The organism is Antrihabitans spumae (assembly GCF_043944905.1).
Lineage (GTDB): Bacteria > Actinomycetota > Actinomycetes > Mycobacteriales > Mycobacteriaceae > Antrihabitans > Antrihabitans spumae.
The window spans coordinates 102405-120527 of record NZ_JBIMSN010000126.1; the positions used below are offsets into that span (position 1 = coordinate 102405).

17 protein-coding genes are annotated in these 18123 nt (G+C 63.0%); 4 read left to right on the forward strand and 13 right to left on the reverse strand.

The annotated features are described in order from the left end of the window. The first annotated feature begins 73 nt into the window (after positions 1 to 73). Positions 74 to 2194: a glycogen debranching protein GlgX gene (glgX, locus tag ACHIRB_RS25945; protein ID WP_395124307.1), complete on the forward strand. Its 2121-nt coding sequence runs from the start codon at positions 74 to 76 to the stop codon at positions 2192 to 2194. A gap of 409 nt (positions 2195 to 2603) precedes the next feature. Continuing rightward, positions 2604 to 3545 (forward strand): glycosyltransferase, encoded by a 942-nt coding sequence (locus ACHIRB_RS25950; protein WP_395124207.1) that lies wholly within the window; start codon positions 2604 to 2606, stop codon positions 3543 to 3545. Here the strand turns inward: ACHIRB_RS25950 and yczE are convergent. From yczE to ACHIRB_RS25980, 6 genes are all read right to left on the reverse strand, one after another. Then, the gene (yczE, locus tag ACHIRB_RS25955) at positions 3473 to 4153 is read right to left on the reverse strand and encodes a membrane protein YczE (RefSeq protein ID WP_395124206.1); all 681 of its coding nucleotides are present in this window, start codon (positions 4151 to 4153) and stop codon (positions 3473 to 3475) included. The genes ACHIRB_RS25950 and yczE overlap by 73 nt on opposite strands. A 61-nt stretch (positions 4154 to 4214) precedes the next feature. Then, positions 4215 to 4655: a TIGR03668 family PPOX class F420-dependent oxidoreductase gene (locus ACHIRB_RS25960; protein WP_199702926.1), complete on the reverse strand. Its 441-nt coding sequence runs from the start codon at positions 4653 to 4655 to the stop codon at positions 4215 to 4217. A 6-nt stretch (positions 4656 to 4661) separates the two neighbouring features. Beyond that, positions 4662 to 5378 carry an aminoacyl-tRNA hydrolase gene (locus ACHIRB_RS25965; RefSeq protein ID WP_395115395.1) on the reverse strand — a complete coding sequence of 239 codons (717 nt, stop codon included), beginning with the start codon at positions 5376 to 5378 and terminating at the stop codon, positions 4662 to 4664. An 11-nt stretch (positions 5379 to 5389) separates the two neighbouring features. Next, positions 5390 to 6625 carry a phosphoserine phosphatase SerB gene (serB, locus tag ACHIRB_RS25970; RefSeq protein WP_199702928.1) on the reverse strand — a complete coding sequence of 412 codons (1236 nt, stop codon included), beginning with the start codon at positions 6623 to 6625 and terminating at the stop codon, positions 5390 to 5392. A 160-nt stretch (positions 6626 to 6785) separates the two neighbouring features. Next, positions 6786 to 8531, reverse strand: a complete 1746-nt coding sequence (gene ctaD / locus ACHIRB_RS25975) for an aa3-type cytochrome oxidase subunit I (RefSeq protein WP_199702929.1) — start codon at positions 8529 to 8531, stop codon at positions 6786 to 6788. Positions 8532 to 8757: 226 nt separating this feature from the next. After that, positions 8758 to 9573, reverse strand: a complete 816-nt coding sequence (locus ACHIRB_RS25980; protein WP_395124205.1) for a DUF427 domain-containing protein — start codon at positions 9571 to 9573, stop codon at positions 8758 to 8760. 166 nt (positions 9574 to 9739) lie between these two features. Between ACHIRB_RS25980 and ACHIRB_RS25985 the strand changes: the two genes are divergently transcribed. Beyond that, on the forward strand, positions 9740 to 10585 hold the full coding sequence (locus ACHIRB_RS25985) for a hypothetical protein (protein ID WP_395115397.1): 846 nt from the start codon (positions 9740 to 9742) through the stop codon (positions 10583 to 10585). Between the two features lie 33 nt (positions 10586 to 10618). Beyond that, on the forward strand, positions 10619 to 11650 hold the full coding sequence (locus ACHIRB_RS25990) for an ABC transporter substrate-binding protein (RefSeq protein WP_395115398.1): 1032 nt from the start codon (positions 10619 to 10621) through the stop codon (positions 11648 to 11650). 9 nt (positions 11651 to 11659) lie between these two features. Here the strand turns inward: ACHIRB_RS25990 and ACHIRB_RS25995 are convergent, their stop codons facing one another. The 7 genes from ACHIRB_RS25995 to nrdH form a co-directional block, all read right to left on the reverse strand. Then, positions 11660 to 12052 carry a VOC family protein gene (locus ACHIRB_RS25995; protein ID WP_395115399.1) on the reverse strand — a complete coding sequence of 131 codons (393 nt, stop codon included), beginning with the start codon at positions 12050 to 12052 and terminating at the stop codon, positions 11660 to 11662. Between the two features lie 78 nt (positions 12053 to 12130). Then, positions 12131 to 12832 carry a hypothetical protein gene (locus ACHIRB_RS26000; protein WP_395115400.1) on the reverse strand — a complete coding sequence of 234 codons (702 nt, stop codon included), beginning with the start codon at positions 12830 to 12832 and terminating at the stop codon, positions 12131 to 12133. After that, the gene (locus ACHIRB_RS26005; protein ID WP_199702935.1) at positions 12829 to 13689 is read right to left on the reverse strand and encodes an SDR family NAD(P)-dependent oxidoreductase; all 861 of its coding nucleotides are present in this window, start codon (positions 13687 to 13689) and stop codon (positions 12829 to 12831) included. Before ACHIRB_RS26005 ends, ACHIRB_RS26000 begins: the two co-directional genes overlap by 4 nt. 77 nt (positions 13690 to 13766) lie before the next feature. Continuing rightward, positions 13767 to 14732 carry a class 1b ribonucleoside-diphosphate reductase subunit beta gene (nrdF, locus tag ACHIRB_RS26010; protein WP_395115401.1) on the reverse strand — a complete coding sequence of 322 codons (966 nt, stop codon included), beginning with the start codon at positions 14730 to 14732 and terminating at the stop codon, positions 13767 to 13769. Positions 14733 to 14815: 83 nt separating this feature from the next. After that, the gene (gene nrdE, locus ACHIRB_RS26015) at positions 14816 to 16897 is read right to left on the reverse strand and encodes a class 1b ribonucleoside-diphosphate reductase subunit alpha (RefSeq protein ID WP_395124306.1); all 2082 of its coding nucleotides are present in this window, start codon (positions 16895 to 16897) and stop codon (positions 14816 to 14818) included. A gap of 62 nt (positions 16898 to 16959) precedes the next feature. Continuing rightward, the gene (gene nrdI / locus ACHIRB_RS26020) at positions 16960 to 17418 is read right to left on the reverse strand and encodes a class Ib ribonucleoside-diphosphate reductase assembly flavoprotein NrdI (protein WP_395115402.1); all 459 of its coding nucleotides are present in this window, start codon (positions 17416 to 17418) and stop codon (positions 16960 to 16962) included. Positions 17419 to 17442: 24 nt separating this feature from the next. Next, on the reverse strand, positions 17443 to 17676 hold the full coding sequence (gene nrdH, locus ACHIRB_RS26025) for a glutaredoxin-like protein NrdH (protein ID WP_199702938.1): 234 nt from the start codon (positions 17674 to 17676) through the stop codon (positions 17443 to 17445). Between the last annotated feature and the right edge of the window lie 447 nt (positions 17677 to 18123).

An 18123-nucleotide genomic window follows, 5' to 3' on the forward strand; every position in this document is an offset into this window, starting at 1 on the left:
GGCGAACCTTCACGGCAGTATCGACATCGTGTCGCGGCAACCGGATTTCAGCCCCTCTGTTTCGACGACCCCTGTGCAGCGCTATGCAACCGATCCGCTGCCTGCTGGGTCGCCCTATCCGCTCGGAGCGACACTCACACGCTCAGGCACCCATTTCGCCGTTCACGCGCCCGATGCCGAACGGGTTCAGGTTTGTCTCGTCGACGACGGCGCGGAGACGCGAATCGACCTGCCACACCACACCTACGGAATCTGGCACGGCACCGTCGACGGCGTCTTCGCAGGCCAGCAGTACGGGTACCGGGCGTACGGCGAGTGGAATCCCCGACGAGGCCGCAGGATGAATCCTCGGAAATTTCTCCTCGACCCTGCTGCGCGCAGGATCGACGGCAGACTAGGCGATGCGACCGCGTTGCTCGGCTACGCCGGCGACGACCCGTTCGGCGATCCGTCCCTGGTCAATTCGTTCGCCCATATGCCGCGGTCGGTGGTCGGTGTCGAGCCGGGCTCGGTGACCGACCATCTCGAAACGCCGTGGGCCGACACGGTGATCTACGAACTGCATGTCGGATCGTTCACGGCTAGGCACCCCGACGTGCCGCCGGAACATCGTGGCCGATATCTGGGACTCGCCGCGGAACCGATCCTCGATCATCTCCGGCGAATCGGTGTCACGGCCGTCGAACTGTTGCCGGTGCACGCCTTTCTCAGCGAACCTTCCGTCCGGTCACGCGGGCTGCGAAACCACTGGGGTTACTCCACCGCAAGCTATTTCGCAGTGCACCCCAGCTACGCGACAGCGCCTGGCCGCGAGATCGACGAGTTCGCGACCATGACCGCCGCGCTGCACGCCGCAGGAATCGAGGTCGTTCTCGATGTCGTCTACAACCACACGTGCGAAGCGTCGATTGCAGGTCCGACCGTGAGTTGGCGTGGCCTCGACGCGCCCGGCTACTACCAACTCGACGCCGACGGCCGCGACATCGACATCACCGGCTGCGGCAACACGATCGACGCCTACTCCCCCGCGGTCGTCGCGATGATCTGCGACAGTCTGCGCTACTTCTACGGTCGGCTCGGTGTCGACGGCTTCCGGTTCGATCTCGCGTCAGCCCTGGGCCGAACCGCTGGCGGACCGTTCGATTCGCGTGCGCCCCTGCTGAGTTCGATCGTCGCCGACCCGATGTTGCAGCGCGCCAAGTTGATTGCCGAACCGTGGGATGCGACGGCAGCCGGATATCAGGCAGGCAACTTCGGGCTGCAGTGGTCGGAGTGGAACGACAAGTTTCGCGACGACGTCCGGCGATTCTGGAACGGCGACCAGAATGTTCGCGAATTGGCTTCTCGCCTTGCGGGTTCGGAGAAATTGTACGGCCGAAACAGACGGCCATGGGCGTCGGTCAATTTTGTCACCGCTCACGACGGGTTCACTCTCGCCGACCTCGTCTCCTACGAGAACAAGCACAACGAGGCGAACGGTGAGTACGGCCGCGACGGCACCGAACACAATTTCTCCACCAACCACAGCGTCGAGGGACCTAGCGACGATCCTGACGTCGTCGCGGCACGGAGTCGGCACATGCGAGCGCTGCTCGCAACTCTGCTGTTGTCGACGGGAACTCCGATGTTGTTGGCAGGCGACGAGATCGGGCACACCCAAGGTGGCAACAACAATGCCTACTGCGTCGCAGCCGATGCGCCACTGCAGGATTCGTGGCCGATCGTCTGGACGGGCGGGAACGACGAACTCGCCGAATATGTTTCGCGTCTGGGCGCGCTGCGCCGGTCGGCGCCCGCACTACGTCAGGCCGAGTTCTTCTCAGGCCGCGACACACCGACCGGACATCCCGATCTGGTGTGGTTCGGCATCGATGGGCGCGAGCTGGACAACGATGCGTGGCACGACGATTCGCGCCGCACCCTGCAGGCGTGGATCGACGTCTCCGACGTGCGGTCGACTGACGACAGGGTAAATCTCGACGAGACCAGTTGGCTCCTCGTTCTCCATGCCGGACCCGCCGCCAGTATCAGCCTCGGCGCTCCGGAGTGGTTCGACGGAACGCTGGAGCCTGCCTTCGATTCGTCCGATTCGCTGGGTCGGCCTCGTGAGAAGCTTGGGATCGAGTCGGACGCCGTTGTCGAAACGACCGGTCCGACTGTTCTTGCCTACCGTGCCCGTCCACGTACGAGGTGATCCCGAGCCGCCTGTCTGCGTCGAACATCCGACCGAGCATGATCGCAACAGGTATAGACGCCGCGATCCACAGACCGACGATCGCCAGCAGCACTACGTTGACATCCACGATGCTTGCCCCTCTCCGGTAACTCCTGTCGGACTCACGACTGTCAACGGATTACCCGTTTATTCGGTTCGATTACCCATTCCGCCCGAAAACAACACCTGGAGTCCGGGCACAGATTTAGGCATGAGGTACCGATTCCGCGAACCCGACGAGTCTCTACAAATGAGGAAAGCCCCCAACGAACGGCAGATCAATGGCAGCCAAAGCACGCATCCTCATCGCGACCGTCCCCATCTACGGCCACGTAACCCCACTGATTCCCCTGGCACAGAGACTGATTGCGCGGGGTCACGAGGTCCGGTGGAGTACGACGTCCACCTTCGCAGCACAGCTGCAATACGGCTTGCCGTGCTGAACGTCGTACCGCTTGTTCTCACGAGCCGCGACACCGCACCGTTCGGCCTCGGTATGGCGCCGAGTGCCTCGGCACTCGGTCGGCTTCGCAACCGTGCGTTGAACTGGGTTGTCCAGCACGTTGTCTTTCGTGATGTGCAGCAGCGCTGGAACGCCGTTCGCGTCGCCGCAGGTCTTCAACCTGCTGGTTGGTTGATGGACGCAACGGATACCGCCGCGTTGTATTTGAATCCGTCCGTTCCTGGCATCGAGTATCCGCGCAGCGACCTGGCCCCTCAGGTGCATTTCATCGGGCCCATCTCGGCATCCTCGGATGCTGCCTGGACTCCGCCGCAGTGGTGGCACGAACTCGACGCTGGCCGCCCGGTCGTTCACATCACACAGGGCACGATCGCCAACGCGACCCCTGAACTGTTCGCCCCTGCCCTTGCCGGCCTTGCCGACGAGGACGTCCTCGTTGTCGTCGCGACCGGCGGTCGACCGGCAGCCGAGCTCGGTCTGGACAATCCGCCCGCCAACACTCGTGTCGAGGAGTTCATCCCCTACGCCCACCTGCTACCGAAAGTCTCGGTTGTGGTGACCAACGGCGGCTACGGCGGTGTGCAACTCGCTCTCTCGCACGGGGTTTCGCTGATCGTTGCCGGCACGACGGAGGACAAACCCGAAGTTGCGATGCGAGTCGAATGGTCCGGTGCAGGAATCAATCTGCGGACCGCCGCACCCAAACCGCAGGCGGTACGCGACGCCGTCCGCGCGATACTCGACAAGCCCGGCTACCGCGCGAAAGCGCAAGCGCTGGGCGAGGAGTACGGCAGCTACGACGCGCTGACGTTGGGCACCGAACTGATCGAGCGGTTGGTATCGACGACCGCATCGGTGTCTCGCTGAGGTTCGGCGGTGTCGGCCACCGCAAATCCCGGCAGGTAGCGCTGTACCGCTGGGATGAACAGTTGGATGAGCGGGCCGATCCCGAAGGCGTAGACGACCGTTCCGACGCCGACGCTGCCGCCGAGCAACCACCCGGTCGAGAGCACCGTCACTTCGAGGACCGTGCGGACCAGTCGGACCGAGAGACCGGTCCGCGCGACCAGTCCAGTCATCAATCCGTCGCGCGGTCCGGGACCCATTCCGGCGCCGATGTAGAGCACGGTGGCTATGGCATTGAGTACCACCGCTGCGATCATTGCGGTGACCCGCAGCCAGACCTCGTCGATGTCGGGCAGTGTCGCCAATCCCGCATCCACGGATACTGCGATGACGACGACGTTGCTGATCGTCCCGAGACCTGGGCGCTGTCGAAGCGGAATCCAGGCCAGCAGCACAACGAGGCCGGTCAGCGCGGTGACGGTGCCGAAACTGAGCGGAACGTGCTCGGTGACGCCCTGATGGAAGACGTCCCAGGGGTCCAACCCGAAATTGGCGCGAATCATCACGGCCATGGAGAACCCGTAGAGCCAGAGACCGAAGTAGAGAGCACCGAGTCGACGAAGAAGCATGACACCAGCGTGACGGCAACTGGCCATCCAACAAAGAGCCAGTTGCGGGATTCTGGCCTGCCTAGTCGCTGGCCACTTCCGCTGACCACCCGTGCCAGGTCAGTTCTCGCACCACGACGACAGGTCCGGCCGGCCGCACCTGGTCGTACTGCCGATACTTGGCCACCAGGGCGTCGATCGCCGACCGACCGTCGTCGCTCTCGGCATCAAGAACGGTCGCTGTGCCGTCGACTCGGACCCACCACAACGTCGACCAGTCGTCGGCGTAGTGGTCGACCAGCAGGCTTACAGCCGGATTGGCCGCAATATTGTCGAGGCGACGAAGCTGTCGAGAGCGCTTGGGTTTGTGATCCACCGCGAAACACACAGTGTGGCCGTGCCCGAGATCGTTGCGGACGGCAAACACAAGGGGAACCAAGTGCGGCTGACCCGAGTCGCTCGCTGTCGCCAGTCGTGCGACTCGCGCGGAGGCAAACCGCTGTCGCGCTGTCTCGAGATCCATCGGGCGTCAGACCATCGCGACGACGGTCATCGATCCGGGCGCAACCTCGGTGAAACCGGCATCGCGCACGCCGACAGCCGCGCCGCGGGCGACCTCCTGCGCAAGCTTCGCCCACCTGTGCGAATCCGCCTGCCGCACAGCACAATCGAATCCGCGCACCGACCACTCGAACGCGTCGTCGGTGGTCATCGCCGCAGCGAGGAGCATGGAGGCGTGGCCGACCTGGGCTGCCGTCTTGCCGAGTGTCATGTCGAGGGCGGAATTGACCCAGAGCACCGGGACACCGGTGCGTTCGGCGGGATCGTCGTGTTCGAGATCAGTGCCGCCCACCTGCAGGCGCTTGATCCGAGGGTCCAGCTCGCCGACCGGACCTGGCACCAGCGCACGTGCTTGCGCACCATCGATGTCGACGGTGATCCCGTCGATCTCTTGCGCTGCAAGCCAATGCGCTCCCCGTGCGCGTCGGGCAACCTTGCGGATACGCACGTCGACCCAGTTACGAAATGCGGTCTCCCACGGTCCGTCCACACCGACTCGCTCGTCGAGGCACAGCGCGACAACCGACGCCGCAGCTGCTTCCAGCACCGCCGAACGCTTGGGTGGATCCTGCTTCGGCAGGTGCAGAACGATCGGCATCGCCTGGATCAGCGCGGGATCGTCCGGCTCGTCGCGTGCGCCGTAGCCAGCCGCAAGGACCGCGTGGCGAGCCGCGAAATCGCTCATCTCCGCACTCGCTACACCGCTGGTCCGAGCGGAACGCGTCGTACCAACCCATCGAACGCGTCGGCAGCCTCGACCTCGTGGCGCGTGACACCGAGGATGAAGAGCACCGCGTCGAGGAACGGATGCGACAGCGCTGCGTCGGCAACTTCACGTAGCGCGGGCTTCGCGTTGAACGCGACGCCGAGACCGGCTGCGTTGAGCATGTCGATGTCGTTCGCGCCGTCACCGACGGCGACGGTCTGCTCCATCGGGACCCCGACCTGGGCAGCGAACTTTCGCAGCGCGACCGCCTTCGCCTTGCGGTCGATGACCTCACCGACGACCCGGCCGGTCAGCTTGCCGTCGATGATCTCCAGGGTGTTCGCCTCGACGAAGTCGAGTTCGAGTTCGTGCGCCAAGCCGTCGATCACCTGACGGAAGCCACCCGAGACGACGCCACAGTGGAACCCGAGCCTGCGCAGCGTGCGGATGGTGGTGCGTGCGCCCGGGGTCAGCTGAATGGACTCACCGACCTCGTCGATGACGCTTGCATCAAGCCCTGCCAAGGTCGCAACGCGCTGGTGCAGCGATTCCCCGAAGTCGATCTCGCCACGCATCGCTGCCTCGGTGACCGCGCGAACCTCGTCCTCGACACCCGCGCGCGCAGCCAACATCTCGATGACTTCACCCTGGATGAGAGTGGAGTCGACATCGAAGACGATCAGGCGCTTGTTGCGCCGCGCGAGACCGGCCCGCTCGACCGCGACGTCGACGTTCTCGCGAACCGCGACCTCGGCCAACCCGGTCCGCAGCCTGGCGTCGGCGTCGGCACCCGTGTCCACCGTCGTCACCAGCAGTTCCAGGCCCGTCACCGGGTAGTCGGCAATTCCCCGAATGGAATCGATGTTGGTGCCTTGTTTCGCGAGGTTGCGCGAAATTTCACTGAACGCCCGGGCCGTGACCGGACTGCCGAGCACGACGACCGCATGGGTCGACAAACCCGCTCGACCGATGGGGTCTGCGCCGATCGACACGTCGACTTCGACGCCGACCGTGTTCATCGCTTCTTCCAGCTCGTCCTGCAGTGCCTCGGGGTCGTTGGGACACGAGACGAGAACCCCAAGCGTCAGGCGGCCGCGAATCACGACCTGTTCGACGTCGAGGAGGCTCACATCGTGGCGCGAGAGCGCCGCTAGCAGTACCGATGTGACACCAGGCTTGTCCTGGCCGGTCACGGTGATTAGCACAGTGGTGACGGATGAACCCACCGAATGAACTCCGTTCGTCGCGAAGCGGCCGGGCTAGCAGCCAGTCGGGACCCATTGTGTCAATGGTGCGCCGACCGTGGTTGCGCAGCCCGAGAAAGCAGAGGTTGGGCACAACAGCAAAGTCCCCGCCGGTGAAACCGGCGGGGACTCGGCGTTGCGACTACTTGGTCAGCGAAGGTTTCTTCTCTTGGACCTCGGTGGCGTGACCACCGGCGCCCCAGCCGACATGAGCTTCAGCTCGCATTCGATCGACCATGTGCGGGTAGTGCAGCTCGAATGCCGGACGCTCCGACCGGATGCGTGGCAACTCGTAGAAGTTGTGCCGCGGCGGCGGGCAGGTCGTTGCCCATTCGAGCGAGTTGCCGTAGCCCCACGGGTCGTCGACGGTGACAACTTCGCCGTAGCGGAAACTCTTGAAGACGTTCCAGACGAACGGCAATGTCGATGCGCCGAGGATGAAGGATCCGACGGTGGAGAACGTATTGAGGAACGTGAAACCGTCGCCCGGCAGGTAGTCGGCGTAGCGGCGGGGCATGCCCTCGTTACCGACCCAGTGCTGCACGAGGAAGGTGGCATGGAAACCGACCATCGTCAACCAGAAGTGCCACTTGGCCAGGCGTTCGTCCATCATGCGACCGGTCATCTTCGGGAACCAGAAGTAGATTCCGGCGAAGGTGGCGAACACGATGGTGCCGAAGAGCACGTAGTGGAAGTGCGCGATCACGAAGTACGAGTCCGTGACGTGGAAGTCGAGCGGCGGGCTCGCGAGGATGACGCCCGACAGACCACCGAAGAGGAAGGTCACGAGGAAACCGACAGAGAACAGCATCGGTGACTCGAAGGTCAATTGCCCTCGCCACATTGTTCCGATCCAGTTGAAGAACTTGACGCCCGTAGGAACGGCGATCAAGAACGTCATGAAGGAGAAGAACGGCAGCAGCACGGCGCCGGTCGCGTACATGTGGTGCGCCCACACGGCGATGGACAACGCAGCGATACCGAGCGTCGCGTAGACCAGGGTCGTGTAGCCGAAGATCGGCTTTCGGCTGAATACCGGGAAAATCTCGGACACGATGCCGAAGAACGGTAGCGCGATGATGTACACCTCGGGGTGACCGAAGAACCAGAACAGGTGTTGCCACAGCAACACGCCACCGGTAGCTGGGTCGTATATGTGGCCGCCGAGGTGACGGTCGACAGCGAGGCCCATCAACGCTGCGGTGAGCAGCGGGAACGCAAGCAGAACCAGGATGCTGGTCACGAGGATGTTCCACGTGAAGATCGGCATCCGGAACATCGTCATGCCGGGGCAGCGCAGCACGATGACGGTCGTGGTCATGTTGACGCCACCGAGGATCGTGCCGAGACCACTGACCGCGAGGCCCATGATCCATAGGTCTGCACCGACGCCGGGTGAATACAGTGCGCTCGTCAACGGCGAGTACGCGGTCCAACCGAACTCGGCGGCACCACCTGGGGTGATGAAGCCGGCGGTCGCCATCGTCGCGCCGAAGAGGTAGAGCCAGTAGCTGAACGCGTTGAGACGCGGGAACGCGACGTCAGGAGCACCGATCTGCAGCGGCAGCACGACGTTCGCGAAACCGAACACGATCGGCGTTGCGTAGAACAGCAACATGATCGTGCCGTGCATGGTGAACAACTGGTTGTACTGCTCGTTGGACAGGAACTGCAGGCCTGGAACGGCCAGTTCCGAACGCATGAGCAGCGCCATGAGGCCGCCGATGAGGAAGAAGCCGACCGCGGTGACGAGATACATGATCCCGAGCACCTTGGGGTCGGTCGTCGTGACCATCTTCCAGATGTACGAGCCCTTGGGGCCGACCCGAGGTGGGTACGGTCTGACAGCTTCGAGCTGAGGAACCGGCTTGGGCTCTACCGCAGTCACTGATCCTCCTGAATGCTCGTCCGGCTCGCGGCGAGGCGGACGATCGCTGGCTATCGCTCATCGAATCGTAGACGGTGCTTCGCCACGGCGCAGACCCGGTCCTACCGTGTGTCGTAATTAAACTCTGCCGCCCAGCGACGGCGCAGTCAATGGCCCGAAATCGTGCGCCCGTACCAGGATTGACGCCCGCGGATCGATGGCTGTTCGACTCGTCCGTTATGCCTGGCTACGACCAGGGAGTTACCGGGCGCAGCTGTGCAACACCGTCGAGGGTGACGTCGACTCGTTCCTGATAGAAGCAGACGAGACCGGCCACCTGGCTCAGTTCCGGTGGCGGCTTCTCGTAACTCCAAGCGATGTTCGTGCCGTCCTCACCCGCAACGTCGACCGACCAGTGCGTCGCGTGACCCTTGTATGCGCAGACTGTTCGGGTGTCGCTTCGGGTGAGCGCGACCTGCACATCGTCCGCAGGAAGGTAGAACCGAGCGGGAATCATCGTCTCGAACAGCAGGACGGGCCGGGAGGACTCCGCCAGCACGACGCCGCCGAGCTCGATCCTGATGTGTCGCGAACTCGAACGCATATCGATGCGGGAGAACGGGTCGCGCGGGTGCCCGAAGATCGATTCGTCCTCTTCCAACCAGTCGAACGCGTCGAAGTCGAGGACGAGGTAACCGTCGAGGTCGGGGTCGGCGAGGCGATAGCCGACGCCTCTCGCCGCGCCGGAGACAATTTCGACAGGTGTGCCGGCAGCGGTGTGAAACGCGAACGCGGTACTCGGGTCGAGCACGGGAGGTCCAGCGCCGAGTTGCACCGGCCGCTCGTCGGCTGCGGTCGCCTCGATCGCGACGAGGTCACCTCTGATGTCGACCGTCGGGATCGCATAGGACGCAACGACACGGCGGGGCTCCCAGATCAACAGTGCCGCGCGGGTATCCGCGACGGTTGTCCCCCCGGCAAGTACCCGAACCCGCTTCTCGGTCGGCTGATACCTGAGTTCGTCCAGATGGTCGAAGAACTTCGACGCGCGGTCGATCGCCATCTCTGTCTCCTCTCGACGCGGCGACTATGCCTACTTTCTGTCTATGCCTTTCTGTCTACGCCGCCTGCCGACCTGCGACATCGGTATGTCCTACCGAATTTTCGTTGGCTCCGATCCCATTTCGAACTCCGGACGCTCGTGAGGTGTCGCGCTACGATCCCGCGCTATGGGATTGCTGTTCTGGCGTAAGAAACGCACCACATGGAAGCTCGAAGTGGGCACGGAACCAGCAGTACCCGGCCGCGAGGTGTCGCTCGCGCTCGTCTCGGCCAAGGTCGCGCCCGGCTACCGCCTCGGCGATTGCGCGGCAAAGGTTGTCGTGAACGGCAAGAAGGACGTCGACAACACCTACCACAGCGGTGAGGGCCTCACATCGAGCGAGGTTTCCGCCACGCTCGACATAGCCGAGCAGGCCGTTCTTGCCGATGCCGACACGGCTGGGCCGACCGCCGACCTGCCCTTCACAGTCAGGTTGCCGATCTGGGCGCCTCCGACAGCAATCGGCGATCTGCGCTTCCTCACCTACAGTTCTCGCCCCGGCGTCGAACTGAGCCCGCTCGCGTACGGCGGTACGGCTCGATTCGACATCGATGCGCTGCCGGTTCATCACACGCTCCGCGCGGCGGTCGACGCGATGGGTTGGACATTCGTTCGGTCGCAGCTATGGCATCGGTCCGGGCGGAAAGGTCCGTCGGTCGTGCAGGTTCTCACGTTCCGACCCGGCAACTCGGTCGAGCTAGCGGGCGCGAAGGTCGTGCACGTCGAGGTCGTGGCGATTGCGACGAGCCCGAACTCGGCTCGCGTCGAGATCGGTGTCCACGCCCGCAAGTTCCCACACGGGCTGTTTCGAATCGCCAAAGTCGACGACGTGGCCATCGGCGACGACTCCCGGACGTGGGCGAACGCCGTCAAGGTTCGGCTCGCCGAGGAGTTGGCCACGGCGAAGATTCCCGGCGGCGGCCTGATCGACGACAACGCCATCGCCGGGGCTATCACGACCTTGCTCGGCTGACACCACCATTCGCGCGGCCGGTACCCTCACCGCATGCCCCGCAAGCTGTTCGCCGTTGCCGCCCTGTCTGCTGTCGTTCTGCTCGCCGGGTGCAGCGGAACCGAATCCGACGATGCAGCCAACGAGATCGTTCGGACGACGACGGTGATCGCCGGAGCAGGCGTTGTCGGGGTCGAGCGCGACACCACCAAAGCGTGCCCGACGCCCTCCTTCCCGGATCAGGGCGAAGGCTCGACCCGGCAAGTGACACATGCAGGCGGCGAATCGACCGTCCCCGCCGACCCGACGCGGATCGTCGTGCTGAGTACGCAAGCTCTCGACACCGTGTGTGCGGTAGGACTGTGGGAACGCGTCGTCGGTGCGGCGACACTGCCTGGGGCGCAACCACAACCGAGTTATCTCGGCACCGGCGTCCTCCTGATTCCTAGTGTCGGTACGGTCGGCGCACCCGACATCGCCAAAATCGCCGAGCTCGACCCGGACGTCATCCTTGGTTCGACTGTTCCGGACAAGGCTGTCGCAGAACAGCTTTCGAACATTGCCCCGACCGTGTACGACTCCGTCGACGGTGGCTGGAAACGTCAGTTCGGCGTCGGCGCTGCAGGTTTGGGCCGCGGCGGCGCAGCAATCAAGGCAGTCGAGGACTACCAGGTCGCCGCTCGTGACGTCGGTGCGGCCCTGGCGTCGGAACAGACGCAAGCGTCGATCGTTCGCTTCACCGCGGACTCCATTTCGGTGCAGGGTCCAGGATCGTTCGCCGGGCAAGTCCTCGCGGACGCAGGCGTTCGACGCCCCCCGTATCAGCGTGAGGGGTCCTTCGATCTCGCCGCCGACGACCTGAAACGCGCTGAGGGCGACATCATCTATGTCAGCTTCGCCGGTGACGACGGCAAGGACCATGGAATCGACGTCATGGAGAGCGACGAGTGGGAGGATCTCGGCGCGACGAAGGACAAGCGAGTGTTCGCCGTCGACGACACCATCTGGAGCGGTAGCGGCCTCGTCGCCGCGCGCGCGATCCTGACCGACCTCAGCGGATCCCTCAACGGGTACGTGTCCGGCTGATCCGGCGCTCTACCCCGCCGGCGCGGCCGTCTCCCACAAGCCGAGGGTATTCCCTTCGGTGTCCGTGAAGTAGGCCGCGAAGCCCATCTCCCCGACCGGCATCTTTTCGACAACCTTTGTGCCGCCGAGTTTTTCGATGGTCACCAGAGCGGCGTCGATGTCGGGGACGTCGATGACGATGACCGGACTGGTGGGCGACTGCGCATCGCGCAAGTACATGCCGCCGTTGATGTAGCCGGGCTCGGTCGGCATACCCGAGTCCTCGACAGGCCCGGTCTGCGCGATGGTGTACCCCATCTCCGGCATTTCGGTGATACCCCAACCGAACGCATCCTTGTAGAACGCGTGCGCGCGCTCCTTGTCGTCGAACGGGACCTCGAAATGAACGATCCTGCCAGTCATGTCCGCCTCCTCGATATCGCTGAATGCGCCAACGAGGGAGACGTTAGACCGGCGGACCGACACGTTTCCGTAGATTGTTCAGCGCACCTCGTATGGTGCGCCGAGCGTGAACGTCATCGACTCGATGATCGCGCCGAGATGGCGTCCGGGTCGTAGCCACTGCGGCAGTGTCGCGTCGGATTCGACGTCGACGCTCACCAGTGCCGGCCGCGCCCTACCCTTCATCTGCAGCTTCGAGTGTCGGACGACACCGTCCGGAAAACGTTGCAGGACAACCGCTGCCGAGAACATTGGGATGGCAGGTCCGAGCGCTCGTGGCGTCGCCGCGACCGACCACGACGGGCCAACGGCGTTGGCGGCCCGCATCGTCGTACCACTTGCGATCTCGCCGTCGAAGCTCGCCAGCGTCTTCGGCATCGCCCAGTTCGTTCGGCCACCGACGATGCTCACCCCCGAGTCGACAGCCATGAACGCAACGTTGCCGCGAACGCCGAGTCCGCGACGAAAGCCGACCGCACCGAAGACCTCGTCGTAGGAGCCGACCGGAGTGTCGGTGTAGCGCACCATGCCGCCACAGACCGCAGGCACGCCGGAGTCGCCGCCGATCACCGACTGCAATGCTGCTGTTGCTGCACTGCCACCACGGTTCGTCCAGACGAGCGCCTCGCTCGAGCACGTCCACGGCGCGGGTGCCAGGTTCCCCGGCAGCCGGTCGAGCAGCGCCTGCGTCAGGACGGTCTCGGGCACACCTGGAACCGCTGCAATATCGATGACGCTCATCGTGAGATTCCTTCGCTGTCGCCTGCCGCGCGTTGCTGATATGCCTGACGCGCTGACTTGTCGATGGTTTGGGTGACCTTCTCGCCGCCGGACAGTCGGAACAGGGCGTCGCGCAGACCCGCGGGAAGCGGTGCGGTGCCCTTCGAGATGAAGCCGACCGGCTTGGGAACGAACGTCTCACCAGACCTGCCGGATGCCACCGCATCGATGACCGCGTCGGCAACTGCCTGCGGGTCGACCATCCCGACCTTCTGCATGACGGCGTTGGCGGTCATGCCCGAAATCAGCTCGGTCCGAACGAAACCGGGACAGATCGTCGTGATGTGAGCGCCGGTCCCACGCCATTCCTGACGTAGCGCCTGGCCCAATCCGACGACGGCGAATTTGGCCGCACAGTAGGTTGCCGCGTTGGGCGATGCCATCGTTCCCATGATCGAAGCGATGTTGACGACATGGCCCGAACCACGTTCGACGAACGTGCGGCCTGCCAGCTTCGTCCCGGTGAGGACACCGCGAATGTCGATGTCGACCGTACGCGTGGTGAGGCTGTCGGCCTCGTCGACGAACGAGCCGATGGGCATGATGCCCGCGTTGTTGACCAGTACGTCGACAGTTCCGAACGTCGCCGCTGCCTCGTCGAGGAACTTCGCGAAGCCCGCCGCATCGGTGACGTCCAACGGGAACGCGACGACGCCGCGACCGAGTTCGGCAGCAGTCGCGGCCACTGCGTCGGCATCGATGTCGCCGATGGCGACGTGCGCTCCACGCGCCGCGAATGCAGCCGCGATTTCGCGACCGATGCCGCGCGCTCCCCCGGTGATGGCAATCGAGAGTCTCTCGATCGATACTGACGTCATTGTCGACCTCCGCTTATTGACAGTTCGTCAATAGTGCCACGGAGGTCGCCCGAAAACCAAGAGTCTCTGAGCTGGGGCTAGAAATCCCAGTCGTCGTCCTCGGTGTTGACGGCCTTACCGATGACGTACGAGCTGCCCGATCCGGAGAAGAAGTCGTGGTTCTCGTCCGCATTCGGCGACAGCGCCGACAGGATCGCCGGATTGACGTCGGTCTCGTCCTTCGGGAACAACGCCTCGTAGCCGAGATTCATCAAGGCCTTGTTCGCGTTGTAGCGCAGGAACTTCTTGACGTCCTCGGTGAGGCCGACCTCGTCGTAGAGATCCTGGGTGTACTCGACCTCGTTGTCGTACAGCTCGAAGAGCAGCTCGAACGTGTAGTTCTTGAGATCGTCCTTCTCGGCCTGAGTCAGCAGCTCGAGGCCCTTTTGGTACTTGTAGCCGATGTAGTAACCGTGCACGGCCTCGTCGCGAATGATCAGGCGAATGAGGTCTGCGGTGTTGGTGAGCTTGGCTCGGCTCGACCAGTACATCGGGAGGTAGAAGCCCGAGTAGAAGAGGAAGCTCTCCAACAGCGTCGAGGCGATCTTGCGCTTGAGCGGCTCGTCACCCTTGTAGTACTTCAGCACGATCTCGGCCTTGCGCTGCAGGTTCGGATTCTCCTCCGACCACCGGAACGCGTCGTCGATCTCGCGTGTCGAGCACAGCGTCGAGAAGATCGAGCTGTAGCTCTTGGCGTGCACCGACTCCATAAACGCGATGTTGGTGTACACCGCTTCTTCGTGCGGCGTGATGGCGTCGGGGATGAGGCTGACCGCGCCGACCGTGCCCTGGATGGTGTCGAGCAACGTCAGACCGGTGAACACGCGCATCGTCAGCTGCTGCTCGGTCGGGTTAAGCGTCGCCCACGACGGAATGTCGTTGGACACAGGCACCTTCTCCGGCAGCCAGAAGTTTCCGACGAGCCGATCCCACACCTCGGCGTCCTTCTCGTCGGGCACACGATTCCAGTTGATCGCCGATACCCGATCGATCAGTTTGACCATGATTCAGTCCTCGCTTCGCTTAGGGATTGTGCGCGGTCGACGGGTCCATAGACCCATCGACCGCGCACAGGCGGCGGAGCCGCCTACAACATGCAGGAGACGCAACCTTCGACTTCGGTGCCTTCGAGAGCCATCTGACGCAACCGGATGTAGTACAGCGTCTTGATGCCCTTACGCCACGCGTAGATCTGCGCCTTGTTGATATCGCGGGTCGTCGCGGTGTCCTTGAAGAACAGCGTCAGCGAAAGCCCTTGGTCGACATGCTGAGTCGCCGCAGCGTAGGTGTCGATGATCTTCTCGTAGCCGATCTCGTACGCGTCCTGGTAGTAGTCCAGGTTGTCGTTGGTGAGATACGGCGCCGGGTAGTACACGCGGCCGATCTTGCCTTCCTTGCGGATTTCGATCTTCGACGCCGCCGGGTGAATCGAGCTGGTGGAGTAGTTGATGTAGCTGATCGATCCGGTCGGCGGGACGGCCTGCAGGTTCTGGTTGTAGATGCCGTACTCCTGGACCGACGCCTTGAGCTCGACCCAATCCTGCTGGGTCGGGATGTGCACGTCGGCGTCGACGAACAACTGCCGCGCGATGTCGGTCTTCGGCTCCCACACCTGGTCGGTGTACTTGTCGAAGAATTCACCCGACGCGTACTTCGACTCCGGGAAGCCTTTGAAGTAGCTGCCGCGTTCCTTGGCGATCAGGTTCGATGCCCGGATCGCGTGGAACAACACCGTATAGAAGTAGATGTTGGTGAAGTCGATGCCTTCTTCGGAGCCGTACAGGACGCGCTCGCGTGCCAGGTACCCATGCAGGTTCATCTGCCCGAGACCGATGGCATGCGAATCGTTGTTGCCCTGCTCGATCGACGGCACCGAGAAGATGTGTGTCTGATCCGAGACGGCCGTGAGTGCCCGGATGGACACCTCGATCGTCTTCGCGAAGTCGGGCGAATCCATCGTCTTCGCGATGTTCAAGGAACCCAGGTTGCACGAAATGTCTTTGCCCACATGGGAATACGAGAGGTCGTCGTTGAACTCCGACGGCGTCGACACCTGCAGGATCTCCGAGCACAGGTTCGAGTGCGTGATCTTGCCCGCGATCGGGTTCGCACGGTTCACGGTGTCCTCGTACATGATGTACGGGTAGCCCGACTCGAACTGCAGCTCCGCAATCGTCTGAAAGAACTCGCGCGCCTTGATCTTCGACTTCCGAATGCGCTTGTCGTCGAGCATCTCGTAGTACTTCTCGGTTACGTCGATATCGGCGAACGGAACGCCGTAGATCCGCTCGACGTCGTATGGCGAGAAGAGGTACATGTCCTCGTTCTTTTTCGCCAGCTCGAACGTGATGTCGGGAATGACAACGCCGAGGGACAGCGTCTTGATGCGTATCTTCTCGTCGGCGTTCTCACGCTTGGTGTCGAGGAACCGGTAGATGTCGGGGTGATGCGCGTGCAGGTAGACCGCGCCTGCACCCTGACGCGCGCCGAGCTGGTTGGCGTAGGAGAACGAATCCTCGAGCAGCTTCATGATCGGGATCACGCCCGAGCTCTGGTTCTCGATCTTCTTGATCGGCGCGCCGTGCTCACGAATGTTGGTGAGCAGCAACGCAACTCCGCCGCCTCGCTTGGACAGCTGCAACGCCGAGTTGATGGAACGCCCGATCGACTCCATGTTGTCTTCGATACGAAGCAGGAAGCACGACACGGGCTCGCCGCGCTGCTTCTTACCGGAGTTGAGGAACGTCGGCGTCGCGGGCTGGAAGCGTCCGGCGATGATCTCGTCGACCAGTTCCTTCGCCAGAATCTCGTCGCCTGCCGCAAGGGTCAGCGCAACCATGCAGACGCGATCTTCGAAGCGCTCGAGGTAGCGCTTGCCGTCGAACGTCTTGAGTGTGTACGAGGTGTAGTACTTGAACGCGCCGAGAAACGTAGGGAACCGGAACTTCTTCGAGTACGCGTGGTCGATCAGGTGCTTCACGAAGTTGCGTGAGTACTGATCGAGAACTTCGCGCTCGTAGTAGTTCTCCTTGACCAGGTAGTCCAGCTTCTCGTCCATGTTGTGGAAGAAGACTGTGTTCTGGTTGACGTGCTGCAGGAAGTACTGGTTGGCCGCTTCGCGATCCTTCTCGAACTGGATCTCGCCGTTGGGTCCGTACAGATTGAGCATCGCATTGAGTGCGTGATAATCGAGCCCGTCGGTGGCCTCCGGAGTACGGACCGGCCCCTGATTCAGGCGCCCAGTCGCGACAGCGGAGTCGGTTGCTGGAGTCGCGGTATATGTTGCCAAAACAATCCCAATCCTTCGCGGACGCGCTCGACGTCCTCTGCAGTTCCCATGAGTTCGAAGCGGTACAGGTACGGGACCTGACACTTCTGCGAGATCACGTCTCCAGCGAAGCAATACGAGTCGCCGAAGTTCGTGTTGCCGGCCGCAATGACCGCCCGGAGCAATGATCGATTGTGTGTGTTGTTGAGAAATTTGATAACCGGCTTGGGAACGTGACCGTTGTCCCGGCCCGCGATGTGAGCACCGCCGCCGTAGGTGGGAACGATCAGCACATAAGGCTCGGCGACCCGGAAGGCCCCTTCGCGATCGTGCAGTGGAATGCGGGTCGCGGGCAGATCCAACTTCTGAACGAATCGGTGTGTGTTCTCCGATGCGCTCGAGAAGTAGACAAGCGAACTCATCTGCCCGTCACCAACTCGATCTGACTAGGCCGCGCTCGTGACGAGCGCCTTGATGCGGTCCGGACGGAAGCCCGACCAGTGCGAATCTTCAGCGACGACAACGGGCGCCTGCAGGTAGCCGAGCGCCATGACGTAGTCGCGGGCTTCGGCGTCCTGCGAGATGTCGACGACCGAGTATTCGATACCCGCCTTGTCGAGCGCGCGGTAGGTCGCGGTGCACTGAACGCATGCAGGCTTGGTGTACACGGTGATGGTCATCTAGGTCCCTCTTTCTACGGCCTTCGAGTCGACTCAGAGCTGACTTGCGACGCTGGAATGTGTTGCTGGTGCCACGGAGAGAGAACGCCGTTTCGAGCTCGCCCGGCGCCTTTGCGGCTCCGATCGGGTCTCGGCCCCGTTGTGGTCTCCCAGTCCTCAAGACACTACACCTAGTGTCCGACAAGGAAGGGCAACACGACATGTTGCGAACAACATTGATGAAATTCCCTGGTGGGCGTTTCGAAAGTTCGCGAATTTATGCCGATCGTCGGCGTGTCGTGCGTCACATTCGACCGCGTCGGGTAATTGCTCGGCTATTGCCGTACGAAGTACGTTGAAAACGGGAACGGCTCGACCAGCGCACCAGCGCGATCAGGGTGTGTCTATTCGGTGTCATTTGCCAGGGTGATGGGACCACCTGCTTGCCACTAGCATGGGACCACCTTG

Coding starts and splice junctions, on each gene's coding strand:
- yczE (WP_395124206.1), bottom strand. CDS start 4,153: ATGCTTCTTCGTCGACTCGGTGCTCTCTACTTCGGTCTCTGGCTCTAC.
- ACHIRB_RS25960 (WP_199702926.1), bottom strand. CDS start 4,655: ATGGATCTCGAGACAGCGCGACAGCGGTTTGCCTCCGCGCGAGTCGCA.
- ACHIRB_RS25965 (WP_395115395.1), bottom strand. CDS start 5,378: ATGAGCGATTTCGCGGCTCGCCACGCGGTCCTTGCGGCTGGCTACGGC.
- ACHIRB_RS25980 (WP_395124205.1), bottom strand. CDS start 9,573: ATGGCGATCGACCGCGCGTCGAAGTTCTTCGACCATCTGGACGAACTC.
- ACHIRB_RS25985 (WP_395115397.1), top strand. CDS start 9,740: ATGGGATTGCTGTTCTGGCGTAAGAAACGCACCACATGGAAGCTCGAA.
- ACHIRB_RS25990 (WP_395115398.1), top strand. CDS start 10,619: ATGCCCCGCAAGCTGTTCGCCGTTGCCGCCCTGTCTGCTGTCGTTCTG.
- ACHIRB_RS25995 (WP_395115399.1), bottom strand. CDS start 12,052: ATGACTGGCAGGATCGTTCATTTCGAGGTCCCGTTCGACGACAAGGAG.
- ACHIRB_RS26000 (WP_395115400.1), bottom strand. CDS start 12,832: ATGAGCGTCATCGATATTGCAGCGGTTCCAGGTGTGCCCGAGACCGTC.
- ACHIRB_RS26005 (WP_199702935.1), bottom strand. CDS start 13,689: ATGACGTCAGTATCGATCGAGAGACTCTCGATTGCCATCACCGGGGGA.
- nrdF (WP_395115401.1), bottom strand. CDS start 14,732: ATGGTCAAACTGATCGATCGGGTATCGGCGATCAACTGGAATCGTGTG.
- nrdE (WP_395124306.1), bottom strand. CDS start 16,897: ATGCTCAATCTGTACGGACCCAACGGCGAGATCCAGTTCGAGAAGGAT.
- nrdI (WP_395115402.1), bottom strand. CDS start 17,418: ATGAGTTCGCTTGTCTACTTCTCGAGCGCATCGGAGAACACACACCGA.
- nrdH (WP_199702938.1), bottom strand. CDS start 17,676: ATGACCATCACCGTGTACACCAAGCCTGCATGCGTTCAGTGCACCGCG.